14 protein-coding genes and 1 tRNA gene are annotated in these 13,989 nt (G+C 69.7%); 4 read left to right on the top strand and 11 right to left on the bottom strand.

Annotation, left to right across the window (positions count from 1 at the left end; genetic code table 11):
- Positions 1-71 precede the first annotated feature (71 nt).
- Both R0232_RS08825 and R0232_RS08820 read left to right on the top strand, forming a co-directional pair.
- On the top strand, positions 72-1,262 hold the full coding sequence (locus R0232_RS08825; protein ID WP_431512880.1) for a Y-family DNA polymerase: 1,191 nt from the start codon (positions 72-74) through the stop codon (positions 1,260-1,262).
- 4 nt (positions 1,263-1,266) lie between these two features.
- The gene (locus R0232_RS08820; protein WP_431511871.1) at positions 1,267-1,953 is read left to right on the top strand and encodes a TIGR02117 family protein; all 687 of its coding nucleotides are present in this window, start codon (positions 1,267-1,269) and stop codon (positions 1,951-1,953) included.
- A gap of 17 nt (positions 1,954-1,970) precedes the next feature.
- On the opposite strand, the gene R0232_RS08815 is transcribed toward R0232_RS08820, so the two are convergent.
- Positions 1,971-3,023, bottom strand: a complete 1,053-nt coding sequence (locus tag R0232_RS08815) for a purine-nucleoside phosphorylase (protein WP_431511870.1) — start codon at positions 3,021-3,023, stop codon at positions 1,971-1,973.
- Positions 3,024-3,157: 134 nt separating this feature from the next.
- On the opposite strand from R0232_RS08815, the gene R0232_RS08810 reads away from it, so the two are divergent.
- Positions 3,158-4,462, top strand: a complete 1,305-nt coding sequence (locus R0232_RS08810; protein ID WP_431511869.1) for a DNA topoisomerase IB — start codon at positions 3,158-3,160, stop codon at positions 4,460-4,462.
- Here the strand turns inward: R0232_RS08810 and R0232_RS08805 are convergent.
- Both R0232_RS08805 and R0232_RS08800 read right to left on the bottom strand, forming a co-directional pair.
- Positions 4,408-5,085, bottom strand: a complete 678-nt coding sequence (locus tag R0232_RS08805; protein ID WP_398499858.1) for a hypothetical protein — start codon at positions 5,083-5,085, stop codon at positions 4,408-4,410. The two genes, R0232_RS08810 and R0232_RS08805, sit on opposite strands and share 55 nt — an antisense overlap.
- Positions 5,086-5,274: 189 nt before the next feature.
- Positions 5,275-5,454, bottom strand: a complete 180-nt coding sequence (locus R0232_RS08800; RefSeq protein WP_057592921.1) for a DUF3606 domain-containing protein — start codon at positions 5,452-5,454, stop codon at positions 5,275-5,277.
- Between the two features lie 214 nt (positions 5,455-5,668).
- Between R0232_RS08800 and R0232_RS08795 the strand changes: the two genes are divergently transcribed.
- Positions 5,669-6,829 carry an acyl-CoA dehydrogenase family protein gene (locus R0232_RS08795; RefSeq protein WP_431511868.1) on the top strand — a complete coding sequence of 387 codons (1,161 nt, stop codon included), beginning with the start codon at positions 5,669-5,671 and terminating at the stop codon, positions 6,827-6,829.
- Between the two features lie 23 nt (positions 6,830-6,852).
- On the opposite strand, the gene R0232_RS08790 is transcribed toward R0232_RS08795, so the two are convergent.
- From R0232_RS08790 to R0232_RS08755, 8 genes are all read right to left on the bottom strand, one after another.
- Positions 6,853-7,554 (bottom strand): arylmalonate decarboxylase, encoded by a 702-nt coding sequence (locus R0232_RS08790; RefSeq protein ID WP_431511867.1) that lies wholly within the window; start codon positions 7,552-7,554, stop codon positions 6,853-6,855.
- 297 nt (positions 7,555-7,851) lie between these two features.
- Positions 7,852-8,856, bottom strand: a complete 1,005-nt coding sequence (locus tag R0232_RS08785; protein WP_431511866.1) for a Bug family tripartite tricarboxylate transporter substrate binding protein — start codon at positions 8,854-8,856, stop codon at positions 7,852-7,854.
- Between the two features lie 3 nt (positions 8,857-8,859).
- Positions 8,860-10,014 (bottom strand): mandelate racemase/muconate lactonizing enzyme family protein, encoded by a 1,155-nt coding sequence (locus R0232_RS08780; RefSeq protein WP_431511865.1) that lies wholly within the window; start codon positions 10,012-10,014, stop codon positions 8,860-8,862.
- A 101-nt stretch (positions 10,015-10,115) separates the two neighbouring features.
- A complete protein-coding gene (locus tag R0232_RS08775; RefSeq protein ID WP_431511864.1) occupies positions 10,116-11,003 on the bottom strand; it encodes a LysR family transcriptional regulator in 888 nt (295 codons plus the stop codon).
- 143 nt (positions 11,004-11,146) lie between these two features.
- Positions 11,147-11,222: transfer RNA gene (locus R0232_RS08770), tRNA-Gly, on the bottom strand.
- A gap of 86 nt (positions 11,223-11,308) precedes the next feature.
- Positions 11,309-12,187 (bottom strand): NADPH-dependent 7-cyano-7-deazaguanine reductase QueF, encoded by an 879-nt coding sequence (gene queF, locus R0232_RS08765; protein ID WP_296784097.1) that lies wholly within the window; start codon positions 12,185-12,187, stop codon positions 11,309-11,311.
- Positions 12,184-13,080: an alpha/beta fold hydrolase gene (locus R0232_RS08760; protein ID WP_431511863.1), complete on the bottom strand. Its 897-nt coding sequence runs from the start codon at positions 13,078-13,080 to the stop codon at positions 12,184-12,186. Before R0232_RS08760 ends, queF begins: the two co-directional genes overlap by 4 nt.
- Before the next feature lie 31 nt (positions 13,081-13,111).
- On the bottom strand, positions 13,112-13,957 hold the full coding sequence (locus R0232_RS08755; RefSeq protein WP_093355676.1) for a 2OG-Fe(II) oxygenase: 846 nt from the start codon (positions 13,955-13,957) through the stop codon (positions 13,112-13,114).
- Positions 13,958-13,989: the final 32 nt, after the last annotated feature.

Here is a 13,989-nt window from a genome sequence, read left to right as displayed (position 1 = left end):
GCGAGACAATCGTTACCGTGAGTTCCAAGCCCGCCGCCACGCCCCCGATCCGCCGCATCGCCCACCTCGACATGGACGCCTTCTACGCGTCGGTCGAGCTGCTGCGCTATCCGCAGCTCAAGGGCCTGCCGGTGGTGATCGGCGGCGGCCGGCGCAGCGTGGACGAAGCGATCCGCCACCTGCCGCCCGGCGGCACGCTGGCCGACATTCCGGTCGATGCCTTCGCACGGCTCAAGGACTACGTGGGCCGCGGCGTGATCACCACCGCCACCTACCCGGCGCGCAAGTTCGGCGTGGGCTCGGCCATGGGGCTCATGAAGGCCGCCAAGCTGTGCCCCGACGCGATCCTGCTGCCCGTGGACTTCGAGGAGATCCGCAAGTACTCGCGCGGCTTCAAGTCGATCATCACCGACATCGCGCCGCTGATGGAGGACCGCGGCGTGGACGAGGTCTACATCGACTTCACCGAGGTGCCCGGCGGCCAGCGCGAGGGCGGGCGCACGCTGGCGCGGCTGATCCAGAAGTCGATCTTCCAGGCCACCGGCCTGACCTGCTCGATCGGCGTGGCGCCCAACAAGCTGATCGCCAAGATGGCGAGCGAATTCAACAAGCCCAACGGCATCTCGGTGGTCTACGAGGACGACGTGAAGACGCGCATCTGGCCGCTGCCCTGCCGCAAGGTCAACGGCATCGGGCCCAAGGCCGACGAGAAGCTCAAGCGCCTGGGCATCGAGACCATCGGCGAGCTCGCGGCCTGCGAGCGCGGCTGGCTGATCGACAACTTCGGCAAGTCCACCGGCGCCTGGATGCACGAGGTGGCATGGGGCCGCGACGATCGCCCGGTGGTGACCGAGAGCGAGCCGGTCTCGATGAGCCGCGAGACCACCTTCGAGCGCGACCTGCATGCGGTGCGCGACCGCGCCGAGCTCGGCGAGATCTTCACGCGGCTGTGCGAGAAGCTCGCCGAGGACCTGCAGCGCAAGGGCTATGTGGGCAAGACCATCGGCATCAAGCTGCGCTACGACGACTTCAGGATCGCCACGCGCGACCAGACCATCGACCGCTTCACCGACGACGCGAAGACCATCCGCCGCACCGGCGGCCTGTGCCTGAAGCGCGTGCCGCTCGAACGCCCGCTGCGCCTCCTGGGCGTGCGCGTGGGCGCGCTGGCGCGCGCGGGCAGCCCCGAGGCGCTGGCACCGGCCGGCGGCACGCAGCGCCCGGCCGCCGCGCCCGAGTCGGCCACCGCCTCGCTGTTCTGACGCCATGGCCTTCATCGCACGCTGGCTGCGCCGCTTCTCGCTGCTGCTGCTCGGCCTCGTGGTGCTGATCGGGCTCTACGTGGGAACCGCCTTCGCGCTGGTGTTCTGGCCCAGCCATGCGAAGACCACCGCGCCGGCCACGCCCTATGTCGAGGCCTGGGTGCTGAGCAACGGCGTGCACACCGACTACGTGTTCCCGGTGCGTTCGGCGCTGATCGATTGGCAGAAGCTGTTCCCGCTCGCGGACTTCCCGGCCGTGCCGCCCGGTGCCGAATACGTGGCGCTGGGCTGGGGCGACCGCGAGTTCTACCTGCACACGCCGACCTGGGCCGATCTCACGGCCGCGCGCGCGCTGGGCGCGCTGTCGGGCCGCAACCGCGCGCTGCTGCACGTGAGCTATCTGCGGCGCGACCAGTTCGGGCCCGGCGCGTTCCGGCTGCCGCTGTCGATGCCGCAGTACCTGCGCCTGATCGAGCATGTGCGCAGCACCCTGCCCGCGGGCCAGGCGACGGCCATCGCGGGCGCGCACTACAACGCCCAGGACGCCTTCTACGAGGCCAACGGCGCGTACCACCTGTTCGAGACCTGCAACACCTGGACCGGCCGCGGCCTGCGCCGCGCGGGCGTGAAGGTCAGCCGCTGGACGCCGTTCGACTTCACGGTGACCTGGCATCTGCAGCCGGCGCCCTGAGCGCGGCCGCTTATGTCTCAGGGCCGCGGCACGCCGCCCTGCCACTGCCCCCAGTTCGCCACGATGTGGTCGACCACGCGCGTGCCCACCAGCGCGATGTTCTCCACCGTCTCGGCGAAGCCGCCGGCCGTTTCGCCGGGCGCGGGGTCGAGATGCTGCAGGGTGGTCTCGTTGGGATTGCCCTGGTCGAAGTTGACCGCGCCGCGCAGGCTCATCACGCGGTCGGTGCCGTGGGTGCGCTGGATCACGAGCGTGATCGCGGCGGCCTCCATCTCGGTGATCACGTAGTCGTCGGCACCGTAGAGCTTCGCGATGTACTGCGCCTGGTTCGACATGCCGGGACCGTGGAAGAAGGTGTCGCCCGTCATGTGGGTGCCGGTGCCGACGAAGGGCGCGCGCCGCGCCGCGGCATCGGGGTAGCGCAGCCGGTAGCTGCGCGCCGATTCGGAATCCTTGAGCGGCGTGTCGGCCGTGAGCTTCATGGCCCAGCCGACGAGGTCGGGGTTGAGCTTGAAGCGGCGGTACGACTCGTAGCCCTTGCGCGGCATGAAGGTGGGCTCGCCGGGCTTGTTCTCCTCCGGTGCCCAGCGGTGGCCGAGGTCGTAGTCGACCAGCCAGGTGGCCCAGCTCACCTCGCCGATGGTGCCGCGCGAGGGCGGCGTGCCGGCCACGCCCGAGATCACGTAGTAGGCCTGCGAGAAATCGAACTGCGGGTTCAAGAGGATCGCCTGCATCGAGGCCGAGGAATTGACCTTGCCCATGCCGAGCACCGCGCCGCAGACGCCGTCGGCATTGCAGTAGACGGGCTGCAACGCGCCAGGCACGGCCATCGGCTTCGCGCCCTTCCAGTAGCGCTCGTACCAGTGCTGGAACTCGCCCGCGCGGTCGCCGCTGTTCTGGCCGATCTCGAACATGGCGGCGACGAACACCTTCACCTTCACGGGCAGTTCGGCGCGGGACTCGGCGCCGGGCGCGGGCGGCATGGTGGCGGCGCTGGCGGCACCGGCCAGCAGCGCGGCGGCGGCCAGCGCCGAGAGGCGGGCGAAGCACAGGGAGGAGGAAAACGGCATGGGGAGACTCCGTGGGATCGAGGATGAGGGCAGGACACGCAAGCGCGGCCATCGCACCGGCGGCGCTCGCGGCGTCCTACAGCCGCGCATTGTCGGCGCTGGCACAACGGGCCTGTCTACACCACGCAACCACCATGCCGGACACAGCATCCTCCGCGAGACGGCCTCCGTCCAAGCCCACGCCGATCGCGAACGGGCTGGTCTACGTGAACCCCGACATGCCGGGCATCCGGCGCCTGCGGCACGGCGCGAAGTTCCGCTACCGCGACGCGCGCGGCCAGTGGGTGCGCGACGCACACGAGCTCTCGCGCATCCGCATGCTGGCGATACCGCCGGCCTACGACGAGGTGTGGATCTGCCCGCTGCCCAACGGTCACCTGCAGGCCACCGGCCTCGACGCGCGCGGCCGCAAGCAGTACCGCTACCACGCCGACTGGCGGGCGCTGAAAGACGAGACCAAGTTCGACCGGCTCGAGGCCTTCGCGCGCGCGCTGCCGCGCATCCGCGCGCGGGTGCAGCGCGACCTGCAGGCCGGCAAGGGCACGGGCGCGCCGGCCCGGGCGCAGGTGCTGGCCGCGCTGGTGCGGCTGCTCGACACCACGCTGATGCGCGTGGGCAACGAGGAGTACGCGAGCAGCAACGGTTCCTACGGCCTCACCACGCTGCGCAACCGGCATGCGGCGGTGAAGGGTGCGGCGCTGCGGCTGCGCTTTCGCGGCAAGAGCGGCGTGATGCACGAGGCCACGCTCGAGGACCCGCGCGTGGCGAAAATCGTGCGCGGCTGCCAGCAACTGCCGGGGCAGGCGCTGTTCCAGTACGTGGGCGAGGACGGCGAGCCGCACAGCGTCTCGTCGACCGACGTCAACGACTACCTCGGCGAGGTGGTCGAGGGCCAGAAGGGCCTGGACGGCGAGCGCTTCACCGCCAAGGACTTCCGCACCTGGCACGGCACGGTGCAGGCCTTGGAGCTCACGCGGCTGGCCTGCGAGCCGGGCCGGGTCGCCTCGGACGGCAGCCGCTACACCGCGAAGGACATCCTCGCGACCGTGGCACGCCAGCTCGGCAACACGCCCGCGGTCTGCAAGAAGGCCTATGTGCATCCCGCGGTGCTGTCGCTGGGCAGTGCGCTCGCGAGCACCGAGGCCGATGCGGCGTCGGCCCTGCTCGAACGCATCGCGGGGCGCCGCAGCGCGCGGCCGTCGCGCGGGCTGCATGCGGCGGAGCGGCGGCTATTGGGTTTTCTGCAGGCGCACCGGCGCGAAGCCCAGGCCGCGACGCGGCAGCGCAAGAGCGCCAAGCCCGCATCGGGTTCAACGGCCTCGAAGAAGGAAACGAAGCACGCACCGCTGCCGGTGCGCAAGGCCGCGCCGGCGCGGCCGCGTGCTCAGCCCGCGCCGAGCGAGAAGCGCACGCTGTCGCGCTCGAGCGCGATGCGGTAGCCGAGGTCCTCGGCCAGGCTCTGCAGCGCGACCGCGTCGATGGCCAGCGCGCGTGGTGCGCGGTGCGCATCGAGCACGGGATTGACGGCGCTGGCCTCGCGCGGCAGTGCCGCGAAGCGCAGGCCCTCGGGGCCATCGGCCTCGATCCGGATCGCGCCGGCCTCGGGCGCGCCGTCGTGCAGGTAGCCGAGCGCGCCGAGGAACAGGTAGCGCAGCGCGGCCGCCGAGGGCCAGCGCTTCTCGTCCTCGCCGGCGGCGAGCGCATCGTCCACCTCGAGGGACACGCCATGCAGGTCGAAGGCGGCGCGCATCAGCGCGACGCAGCGCGCCACCAGCGCGGCGCGCGTGATGCCGTCGTCGGTGGTGGCCAGTTCCCAGTCGCGCAGCGAGCGGATGCCCTCGACCAGTTCGGACACCTGGCCGTCGACCAGGCCCATGCGCTCCTCGCTGACGGCGCGGTCGATGGTCTCGGCGCCGAGCTGGCGCTTGAGCATCAGCAGCGCCATGCGGATCACCGACACCGGCGCCGCCATGTCGTGGCGCAGCGCTGGCAAGGCGCGGGTCAGCAGTTCGTGGCGCACGCCGGCGGCGATCCAGCTGCGGGCTCCGGGAGAGCTCTTCATCGCGCCACGGCTCCGGCCGCGGGGGCGGCTTGCAAGGGACGATGCCCGAGCGTCGGGCCAGGGAAGGAAGCGAGGAAGGGGGGGAGGTTCAAGGGAAATGTCCCGGTGCGAGGCAAGCGACAGAGTATCGGCCGCGCCTCGTCGCCCGGGTGTAGGAACCTGCCTACGCAGGTTCCCGCTCGCCGGCGCTCAGGGCTTGCCGAGGTAGGTGCGCACGTCCTTGACCTCGACGCCGGCGGCCGCCACCGCCGAGCGCAGCTGCGCTTCGGTCACGCCCAGGGTCTGGGTCCAGTAGCGCATCTCGTGCGCCTCGTTCACGTTGATGCGCGAGCGGTCGGGCTGTCCGCGCTTGCTCAGGTCGTCTGCCATGGTGCTGTCCTCCAGGATGGTTCAGGGAATGGGCAGCAGATTGCGTCCGTTCGATGAAGGCGCCGGAAAGACCGCAGCGCGTCCCGTTGCAGGACATGTCCGAAGCGCGGCGAGTCGCGCGCAATCGACGGCCGCGACCGGGCATCCGCCTTGGCCGAAGGGAGGCTTCCGAAATCCGAGAGACGCGCGCCGCGCGCGCGGATAGATTCAGGCGATGCACAGCAACGACACCCGCTTCCCCGACATCCGCGACGCCGTGCGCGACCTCTGCGCGCAGTTTCCCGACGAATACTTCCGCAAGATCGACGAGGCGCGCGGCTATCCCGCCGAGTTCGTGGACGCGCTCGCCCAGGCCGGCTGGATGGCCGCGCTGATCCCGCAGGCGTACGGCGGCTCGGGCCTGGGCCTGACCGAGGCCTCGGTGATCATGGAAGAGATCAACCGCTGCGGCGGCAACTCGGGCGCCTGCCATGGCCAGATGTACAACATGGGCACGCTGCTGCGCCATGGCAGCGAGGCGCAGAAGCAGCGGTACCTGCCGAAGATCGCGAGCGGCGAACTGCGGCTGCAGTCGATGGGCGTGACCGAGCCCACCACGGGCACCGACACCACGAAGATCAAGACGACGGCGGTGAAGAAGGGCGACCGCTATGTCGTCAACGGCCAGAAGGTGTGGATCTCGCGCATCCAGCATTCCGACCTGATGATCCTGCTGGCGCGCACCACGCCGCTGGCCGAGGTGAAGAAGAAATCCGAGGGCATGTCGATCTTCATCGTCGACCTGCGCGAGGCCATCGGCCAGGGCATGACGGTGCGGCCGATCCTCAACATGGTGAACCACGAGACCAACGAGCTGTTCTTCGAGAACCTCGAGATCCCGGCCGAGAACCTGATCGGCGAGGAAGGCCAGGGCTTCAAGTACATCCTCGACGGGCTCAATGCCGAGCGCACGCTGATCGCGGCCGAATGCATCGGCGACGGCTACTGGTTCATCGACAAGGTGACGGCCTATACCAAGGAGCGCGTGGTGTTCGGCCGCCCGATCGGCCAGAACCAGGGCGTGCAGTTCCCGATCGCCGAGGCCTTCATCGAGGTCGAGGCCGCGAACCTGATGCGCTACGAGGCCTGCCGCCTGTTCGACGCACGCGAGCCCTGCGGCGCGCAGGCCAACATGGCGAAGTACCTCGCGGCCAAGGCGAGCTGGGAAGCGGCGAACGCCTGCCTGCAGTTCCATGGCGGTTTCGGCTTCGCCTGCGAATACGACATCGAGCGCAAGTTCCGCGAGACGCGGCTCTACCAGGTGGCGCCGATCTCGACCAACCTGATCCTCAGCTATGTGGCCGAGCACATGCTCGGCCTGCCGCGTTCGTTCTGAGCGACGGATCCGCCGCCGTCTCCTCAGTCGAACAGCCGGCCATTGCCGGGCGAGCGCGCATCGAGCCCGGCCTTGCGCACCAGGTCGCGAAAGCCCGCGGGCGAACTCGAGACCACGGGCACCTGCAGCATCGACTCGAGTTCGCGCACGGCGTCGAGCGTGACGAGTCCGCCGCAGGAGATGAGGATGCCGTCCGCCCCCGGCCGGGCCTCGAACACGCGGCGACCCAGGTCCACCAGCACCTGCGTGCCGACCTGGCCGACCTGCTGCACATCGGAGATCGACAGGCCTTCGATGGCCAGCGGTTCGAAGTCGCACTGTTCGAGGTAGCGCCGCAGCTGCACGTTGACCTCGTCGATGTAGGCGGTGGCCACGGCGACGCGCTTCACGCCGAGGCCGCGCAGTCCTTCGACGATGGCGTTGCTCATGGTGGTGCAGGGCAGGCCGGTGGCACGCGACATCTCGACTTCGAGTTGCCGGTTGAAGGCGGCACCGCGGAAGAAGCTCAGCGAAGTGCCCATGAGGGAAATGGCGCCGACGCCCTCCTCCTTGAGTTCCAGCGCCTTGTCGATCACCGAGTCGATGACCTCGGTGTAGCCGCGGGTGGAGATTTCTCCGAGACCCAGGCCGCGTGCACTGAAGCGGATGCGGGTGCCGTAGAGAAGCGGGCCGTCGATGGGGACTTCGCCTGCTTTCGGGGGGACTATGAGGCCCAGGTGGGTCATTTTTGGTTGCCTTCGTTTTTAGGGTTCGGGGTGCGTGCACAGGACAGCGGGTACTTCCCTCCGCGAATGTCCCCCGGCCTGCGGCCTCCTCCTTTATTTCGCTGCGGGAAGCACCCACTGCCCTGTGCACGGGAGGCGCAGTGGTGGTGCCGGCGGTTCAACAACCGCTGCGTCCAGACTCACGTCGATGGGGTACTCCCCGCAGCGAAATAAAGGAGGAGCCGAAGGCGGGGGACATTCGCGGAGGGGAGTACCCCGTCGGCGTGAGCCCGCCCCGGACAACAAACGCCCAAAAAATCACCCCCCATCCGCCACGATCCGCTGCTCCGTGATGATGCGTTTCCACCGCACCGTCTCCTCGGCCATGTCCTTGCCGAGTTGCGCCGGCGTGGCATAGGCCCGCAAGGTCCCCTGCGCCGCCGCGGCAGTTCCAGCGTCGGGCGCATCGAGCACCGTCTTCACGGCGGCAGAGAACCGGTCGACGATCTCGTTGGGCGTTCCAGCAGGTGCGAGCACGAAGATGCGCGGCGCCACATCGAACCCCGGCAGCGCATCGGCCAGAGGGGCAATGCTCTCGGCCCCTTCGAGCTTCGCGCTGTTCATCAGCGCCACCGCGCGCAACTTGCCGGCCTTGGACTGCGCCATCGCCGCCGTGGCGCTGACCACGCCGATCGGCACCTGGCCGCCGATCACGTCGGGCACGATCTGCGCGGCGCCGCGGTACGGCACATGCACCACGAAACTGCCGGTGGACTGCTTGAGCATCTCGAAGCCCAGGTGCTGCACCGTGCCCACGCCCGAGGTCGCGAAGGAGAAACGGCCCGGGTTCGCCTTGAGCTGGGCGACGAACTCCGCCGGCGTCTTCGCGGGGAAGTCGTTGCCCGTGACGATCATCAGCGGCGAGACGAAGGCGCCGGCCACCGGCTTGAAGCTGGTGAGCGGATCGATCGCGATCTTCGGCTGCAGCAGCTTGGCGATCAGCAGGGCGCTGTCGCCCATCATCAGCGTGTAGCCGTCGGGCGGCGCCTTGGCGACGAGGTCGGCCGCGATGAGTCCGGTGGCGCCGGTGCGGTTCTCCACCAGCACCTGCTGGCCCAGCACCGCGGGCAGGCGCGCGCTCAACAGGCGCGCCACGGCATCGACGCCACCGCCGGCCGAATAGCCGACGATGAGGCGGATCGGCTTGTCGGGGTACTTCTGGGCCCAGGCCATCGGTGCCGCGAGCAGGCCCGCGAGGCCGAGGGCCGTTGCCGCGCGCAAGGTCTGCCGGCGCCGGCGAAGGATCGTGGGTGTTGTTCTCATCGTTCAGGCCTTGCCCTTGCCGCGCGAGGTCGGCAGCTTCGCGAGTTCGCGCACGCGCTCGGCATTGGGCGCGAAGCCCAGGCCCGGCGTCTCGGGCAGCGTGAGCCAGCCCTGGTCGGGCACCGGCAGGCCGTCGAAGATCTGCTGCAGCATCTTCACCGCCACGTAGTGGTACTCGACCAGCCCGCCGTTCGACACGCCCGCATGCAGGTGCATGTTGTGGAAGGGCCAGGCGCCGCCGTTGTCGATCGGCACGTTGAAGGCCTGCGCCATGCCCGCGATCTTCAGGCACTGCGAGTAGCCGCCCGAGATCGTCACGTTGGGCTGCAGCACATCGGCCGCCTGGTTCACCAGCAGGTCGCGGAAGCGGAAGGCCAGGCCCTCGTTCTGGCCGCAGGCCAGCGGGATGCTCGTGCGCGCGCGCAGCTGGGCCATCTGGCGCACGTCGTTCTGCGTCAGCGGCTCCTCGAAGAAGCTGATGCCGTAGGGTTCGATGCGGCGCGCGAGCTCGCTCGCATGGAACAGGTCGAGGCCGCAGTTGGCGTCGACATAGAGCTTCACCTCCGGGCCGACCGCCTCGCGCACCGCGGCGACGCGGCGCACGTCCTCGGCGATCACCTCGTCGATCGGCCGCGGCTCGTCGCGGCGCGCGAGCGCATGGCCGCCGACGGTCATCTTCAGGCGGCGAAAGCCCTGCGCCACCCACAGCTTGGCGGCGGCCGCGAGCTGGTCGCGCTCGAAGAAGCCGAAGCCGAAGGTCGCATACACCGGCACCCTGGCGCGCGCACCGCCGAGCAGGCGCCACAGCGGCTGGCCCAGCGCCCTCGCCTTCAGGTCCCACAGCGCGATGTCGAGCGCGGCGATGGCATGGCTCGCGTAGCCGGTCTGGCCGCGCGGCGACAGCAGCCAGTAGAGCTTGTCCCACAGGCGCTCGGTGGCCATCGGGTCTTCGCCGATCAGCGCCGGGCCTGCCACCTCGCGCACCGCGGCGGCGATGATCTCCTCCTCGGTGATGGCGGTCATGCCATGGCCGACGAGGCCGGTATCGGTCTCGATCTCGGTCAGGCACAGCGACAGCGAGGTCTTCTTGTCGAGCCCCAGCACGTCGATGGCGACGGGAATGTTCAGCGGCGTGGCGCTGACGCGAACGATCTTCAAGATGGTCTCCTTCGTTGTGCGCGCATCTTTGCGCGCACCCCGGTGGAGAACAATTCGTTTTTGGCGGGAGCGAGGCTTCGCGCGGCGCGAAGCCTCGTGCTTCAGTCGGGCCGGCTCAGGTGCTCCAGCACCGAGCGCGCGGCCACCGTCAGGTCCTGCTGCCGGCGCACGCACAGCAGGTGGCGGCGCACGGCCCAGGGGGCATCGAGCTTGAGGCAGCGCAGCTTGAGTATCTGCAGCTGCGGCAGGATGGCCGCATAGGGCAGCACGCCGATGCCCGCGCCCTGCTCCACCATGCGGCACACCATGTCGAAGCTGCCGACCTGCATGCGCACCTTGAGCGGCACCTGCGCCTCGAGCGCGGCGCTCAGCAGCACGCGGTGCAGCGCCGTGCCTTCGCGCACCACGATGTGCTCGTGGCGCAGCACCTCGTGCGCGCCGATGCGCTTGCGCCGGCCCAGCGGATGGCCGCGCGCCACAACCACGGCCAGCTCGTCGCTGCGGTAGGGCAGGCATTCGAGCGGATCGGCCGGCGTGTTGCCCTCGATCACGCCGATGTCGGCCAGGCCGGCCTGCACCGCCTTCACCACCTCGGTGCTCGCACGCTCCTGCAGGTCGATCTTGAGCACCGGATGCAGCCGCAGGAAGGAGCCGATCTGCGCCGGCAGGAACTGCGCGATGGTCGAGGCATTGGCCGTGATGCTGACCACCCCCGCCACGCCCTGCTGGAAGTCGTCGAGCTCGGCGCCGAGCCGGTCCATGGCCGAGAGCACGGCGCGCGCATGCAGCAGCAGCCCATGGCCGGCCGACGTGAGCGTGACGCCGCGCGCATGGCGCACGAACAGCGGCAGCCGCGCGCGTGCCTCGAGGTCGGAGATGCGCTTGCTCGCGGCCGCGAGCGCGATGTGACAGCGCTTGGCGCCCTCGCTGATGCTGCCGTGGTCGGCCACCGCCACGAACAGGCGCAGCGAACGGGTGTCGGGGGTCATGCGGGCAGGATGCCACACGGGCCGGGCGCCCCTCGCGAGCGACCGCGGAAAAAGAAAAAGGCCGCTGGGGACAGCGGCCTTTTCTTTCGTCTTCGCTTGCGTTCTGCGGCGGGTCTTGCGGACCCTCGAAGAAGCAAAAAATTTGGAGCGGGAAAAGAGTCTCGAACTCTCGACCTCAACCTTGGCAAGGTTGCGCTCTACCAACTGAGCTATTCCCGCGAAGCCTCAGATTATATGCCCCAAAAACGCAGTTTTCGAATCGGGGCAAAAAAATCTTCAAAAAAACTTCGGCGACACCGGTCCGCCTACTGGCGCGCCGTGCGCACGTTGGCCGGCAGCGCCTGCGGCCAGCTGGTGCGGAATGGGTTGATGTCGAGCCCGCCGCGCCGCGTGTAGCGCGCATACACCGTGAGCTTGGTCGGGTGGCAGTGCTTCCAGATGTCGGTGAACATGCGCTCGACGCAGGGCTCGTGGAATTCGTTGTGGTTGCGAAAGCTCACGATGTAGGCGAGCAGCCCGGCCTGGTCGATCGGCGGGCCGCTGTAGCGGACCTGCACGCTGCCCCAGTCGGGCTGGCCCGTGACCAGGCAGTTGCTCTTGAGCAGCCGGCTGGTCAGCGTCTCGGTCACCGGCACCTGCGTGGCATCGCTCGAGAGCAGCTCGGGCGCGGGCTGGTACTTCGTGCATTCGATGTCGAGCCGGTCGAGGTCCAGGCCGTCGAGCTCGTGCACCGGCTCGCGGTCGAACAGCTCGGGCGCGACCAGCTTCACGCCGATGCCCGCCGCGCGGTCGCTGCCGCGCCACAGCGCCTCGGCCAGGTCGGTGCGCAGGCGTTCGCGCACGGCCTCGGCGTCGGCGAAGGCGGTGTTGTTGAAGCTGTTGAGGTAGAGCTTGAAGCTCTTGCTCTCGATGATGTTGGGCGTCTCGCAAGGCACGGTGAAGTGCGCAATCGCGAGCTGCGGCTTGCCGCGCGGGTTGAGCCAGCTCAGTTCGAAGGCGGTCCAGAGGTCGGCGCCGAAGAAGGGCAAGGCGCCGGCCGCGATGCCCATGGCCTCGCGCTGGGTGGCGCGTGCGATCGGGAACAGCAGCGTGGGGTCGTAGCGGTCGGCGTAGGCCGAGGCGCGGCCGAGCTGGGACTGCTCGGGCGTGTTGGGGTTGGGGGTGTGGGAGGCGTCGTGGCTCATGGATGGCGGGATGGCGTCGCGTTCAGGAACGGGACGATGTGTCTGGCAAGGATGGCGCAGACCTCGGGCGGGAGGTCATGGCCCATGCCGGGAATGGGCACGAACTGCGCGCCGGGAATGCGGCGCGCCGTGTCCTGGCCGCAGGCGATCGGCACCAGCGCGTCGGGCTCTCCGTGCAGCACCAGGGTCGGGCACTGGATGCGGCCCAGCAGCTCGGGGCGCTCGGTGTCGGCGCCGATGGCGAGCATCTGGCGGAACATGCCGGCCGGATGGTAGGCGCGGCGCATGGCGAAGCGCAGACGCTCGGCCAGCGCCTCGTCGGTCTGCGGATAGGCCGGGCTCTGGATCAGGCGCAGCAGGCGGATGCTGTGCGCGATCAGTTCGTCCTCGCCGCGGCCCAGCGGACGGCGCAGCAGCATCGCGGCCACCTCGCGGCGCGGACCGGGCAGGCCGCGCGCGCCGCTCGAGCTCATGATGCTCACGAGGCTTCGGACGCGATCGGGCGCGGTCGCGGCCATGCGCTGCGCGATCATGCCGCCCATCGAGGCGCCGACCACGTGCGCCTGCGCGATGCCCAGCGCGTCGAGCACGCCCAGCGAATCGGTCGCCATGTCCTGCAGCGTGTAGGCCGAGCGCACCGGCAGGCCCAGGCGCAGCCGGATGCTTTCCCAGACGATGTTGCCCACGCCCTTGTGGTCGAAGCCTTCGCTCAGGCCGATGTCGCGGTTGTCGTGGCGCAGCACGCGAAAGCCGGCGTCGACCAGCAGCTGCACGAAATCGCGCGGCCAGGCCACGAGCTGCATGCCCAGGCCCATGATCAGCAGGATCACCGGGCGACCCTCGCCGCCGGTGTCGTCGACTTCGATCTGCAATCCGTTGGCCTGGACCTTCATCGTGGCTTTCGTAGCTTTTTAGCGTTGCGGGCTAGCGGAACTCGCGCTCGCGCAGCCACTTGGTGGCGACCCACTTCTCGCCCGCGACCACGGGCGCGCCGCCGTGCAGCGTGCGGGTGGCGGGATCGGGATGGTCGTAGCTGAAGAACACGCCGGTGCCGCGCACCGGCGCGACCTCGAGGCCGACGTCGGGGAAGGTGGTGGCACCGCCCTTCTCGGGCTCCTGCAGGTACATCACCAGCGTGGCGACGCGCTGGCCGCCGCGCTTGAGGATGGTGGGCGTGCCGGGCTCGCCGGGGTCGAAGTAGTCGTAGTGCGGCCGGTACTGCGCGCCGGGCGCATAGCGCAGGATCTGCAGGCCCTCGCCGAACTCGAGCGGCCAGCGCAGCAGCAGCGCCAGGCGCTGCTCTAGTTGCCGCACGGTCTCGTTCTCGCCGCGCTCGAAGAACATGCCTTCGCTGGTGCGGTCGACGTTGAGCACCTCGCCGCCGGTCTTGGTCTCGACCGTGAGCGAGCGCGCGAGCCGCACGCGCGCGGCCGCGATCAGCGCCTCGCACTCCTCGGCCGACAGCAGGTTGCCGAACACGATCACGCGCGGATGCTTCATCGTCTGCAGCACCTGCACGCGGCGGTCGCCCACGTCGATGTACAGCGGCGAACCCTCGAGGTCGGGGCCCGGCATCGAGGTGCGCGGCGGCAGCGCCGACGCCGCCTTGGACTCGGGAAAGCCGGCCTCGAGCTGGGCCAGCGCGATGTCGGTGGCGGCATCGTGCCAGCCGGCCGCGCGCATCGAGGCGCGCAGCGCGGGCACCGAATGGCCGGCCGCGAGCTGGCTCACCAGCCAGTCGCGCAGTTCGGGACTCACGGCCTGCGTCATGCGCGCGCTCCGGTTGCCTCGCCTGCTTCCCT

Source organism: Variovorax sp. DAIF25, from assembly GCF_050711835.1.
Classification (GTDB): domain Bacteria; phylum Pseudomonadota; class Gammaproteobacteria; order Burkholderiales; family Burkholderiaceae_C; genus Variovorax.
This window is presented reverse-complemented; position numbering and strand designations above follow the sequence as displayed.

Coding starts and splice junctions, on each gene's coding strand:
- R0232_RS08825 (WP_431512880.1), top strand. CDS start 72: ATGGACGCCTTCTACGCGTCGGTCGAGCTGCTGCGCTATCCGCAGCTC.
- R0232_RS08820 (WP_431511871.1), top strand. CDS start 1,267: ATGGCCTTCATCGCACGCTGGCTGCGCCGCTTCTCGCTGCTGCTGCTC.
- R0232_RS08815 (WP_431511870.1), bottom strand. CDS start 3,023: ATGCCGTTTTCCTCCTCCCTGTGCTTCGCCCGCCTCTCGGCGCTGGCC.
- R0232_RS08810 (WP_431511869.1), top strand. CDS start 3,158: ATGCCGGACACAGCATCCTCCGCGAGACGGCCTCCGTCCAAGCCCACG.
- R0232_RS08805 (WP_398499858.1), bottom strand. CDS start 5,085: ATGAAGAGCTCTCCCGGAGCCCGCAGCTGGATCGCCGCCGGCGTGCGC.
- R0232_RS08800 (WP_057592921.1), bottom strand. CDS start 5,454: ATGGCAGACGACCTGAGCAAGCGCGGACAGCCCGACCGCTCGCGCATC.
- R0232_RS08795 (WP_431511868.1), top strand. CDS start 5,669: ATGCACAGCAACGACACCCGCTTCCCCGACATCCGCGACGCCGTGCGC.
- R0232_RS08790 (WP_431511867.1), bottom strand. CDS start 7,554: ATGACCCACCTGGGCCTCATAGTCCCCCCGAAAGCAGGCGAAGTCCCC.
- R0232_RS08785 (WP_431511866.1), bottom strand. CDS start 8,856: ATGAGAACAACACCCACGATCCTTCGCCGGCGCCGGCAGACCTTGCGC.
- R0232_RS08775 (WP_431511864.1), bottom strand. CDS start 11,003: ATGACCCCCGACACCCGTTCGCTGCGCCTGTTCGTGGCGGTGGCCGAC.
- queF (WP_296784097.1), bottom strand. CDS start 12,187: ATGAGCCACGACGCCTCCCACACCCCCAACCCCAACACGCCCGAGCAG.
- R0232_RS08760 (WP_431511863.1), bottom strand. CDS start 13,080: ATGAAGGTCCAGGCCAACGGATTGCAGATCGAAGTCGACGACACCGGC.
- R0232_RS08755 (WP_093355676.1), bottom strand. CDS start 13,957: ATGACGCAGGCCGTGAGTCCCGAACTGCGCGACTGGCTGGTGAGCCAG.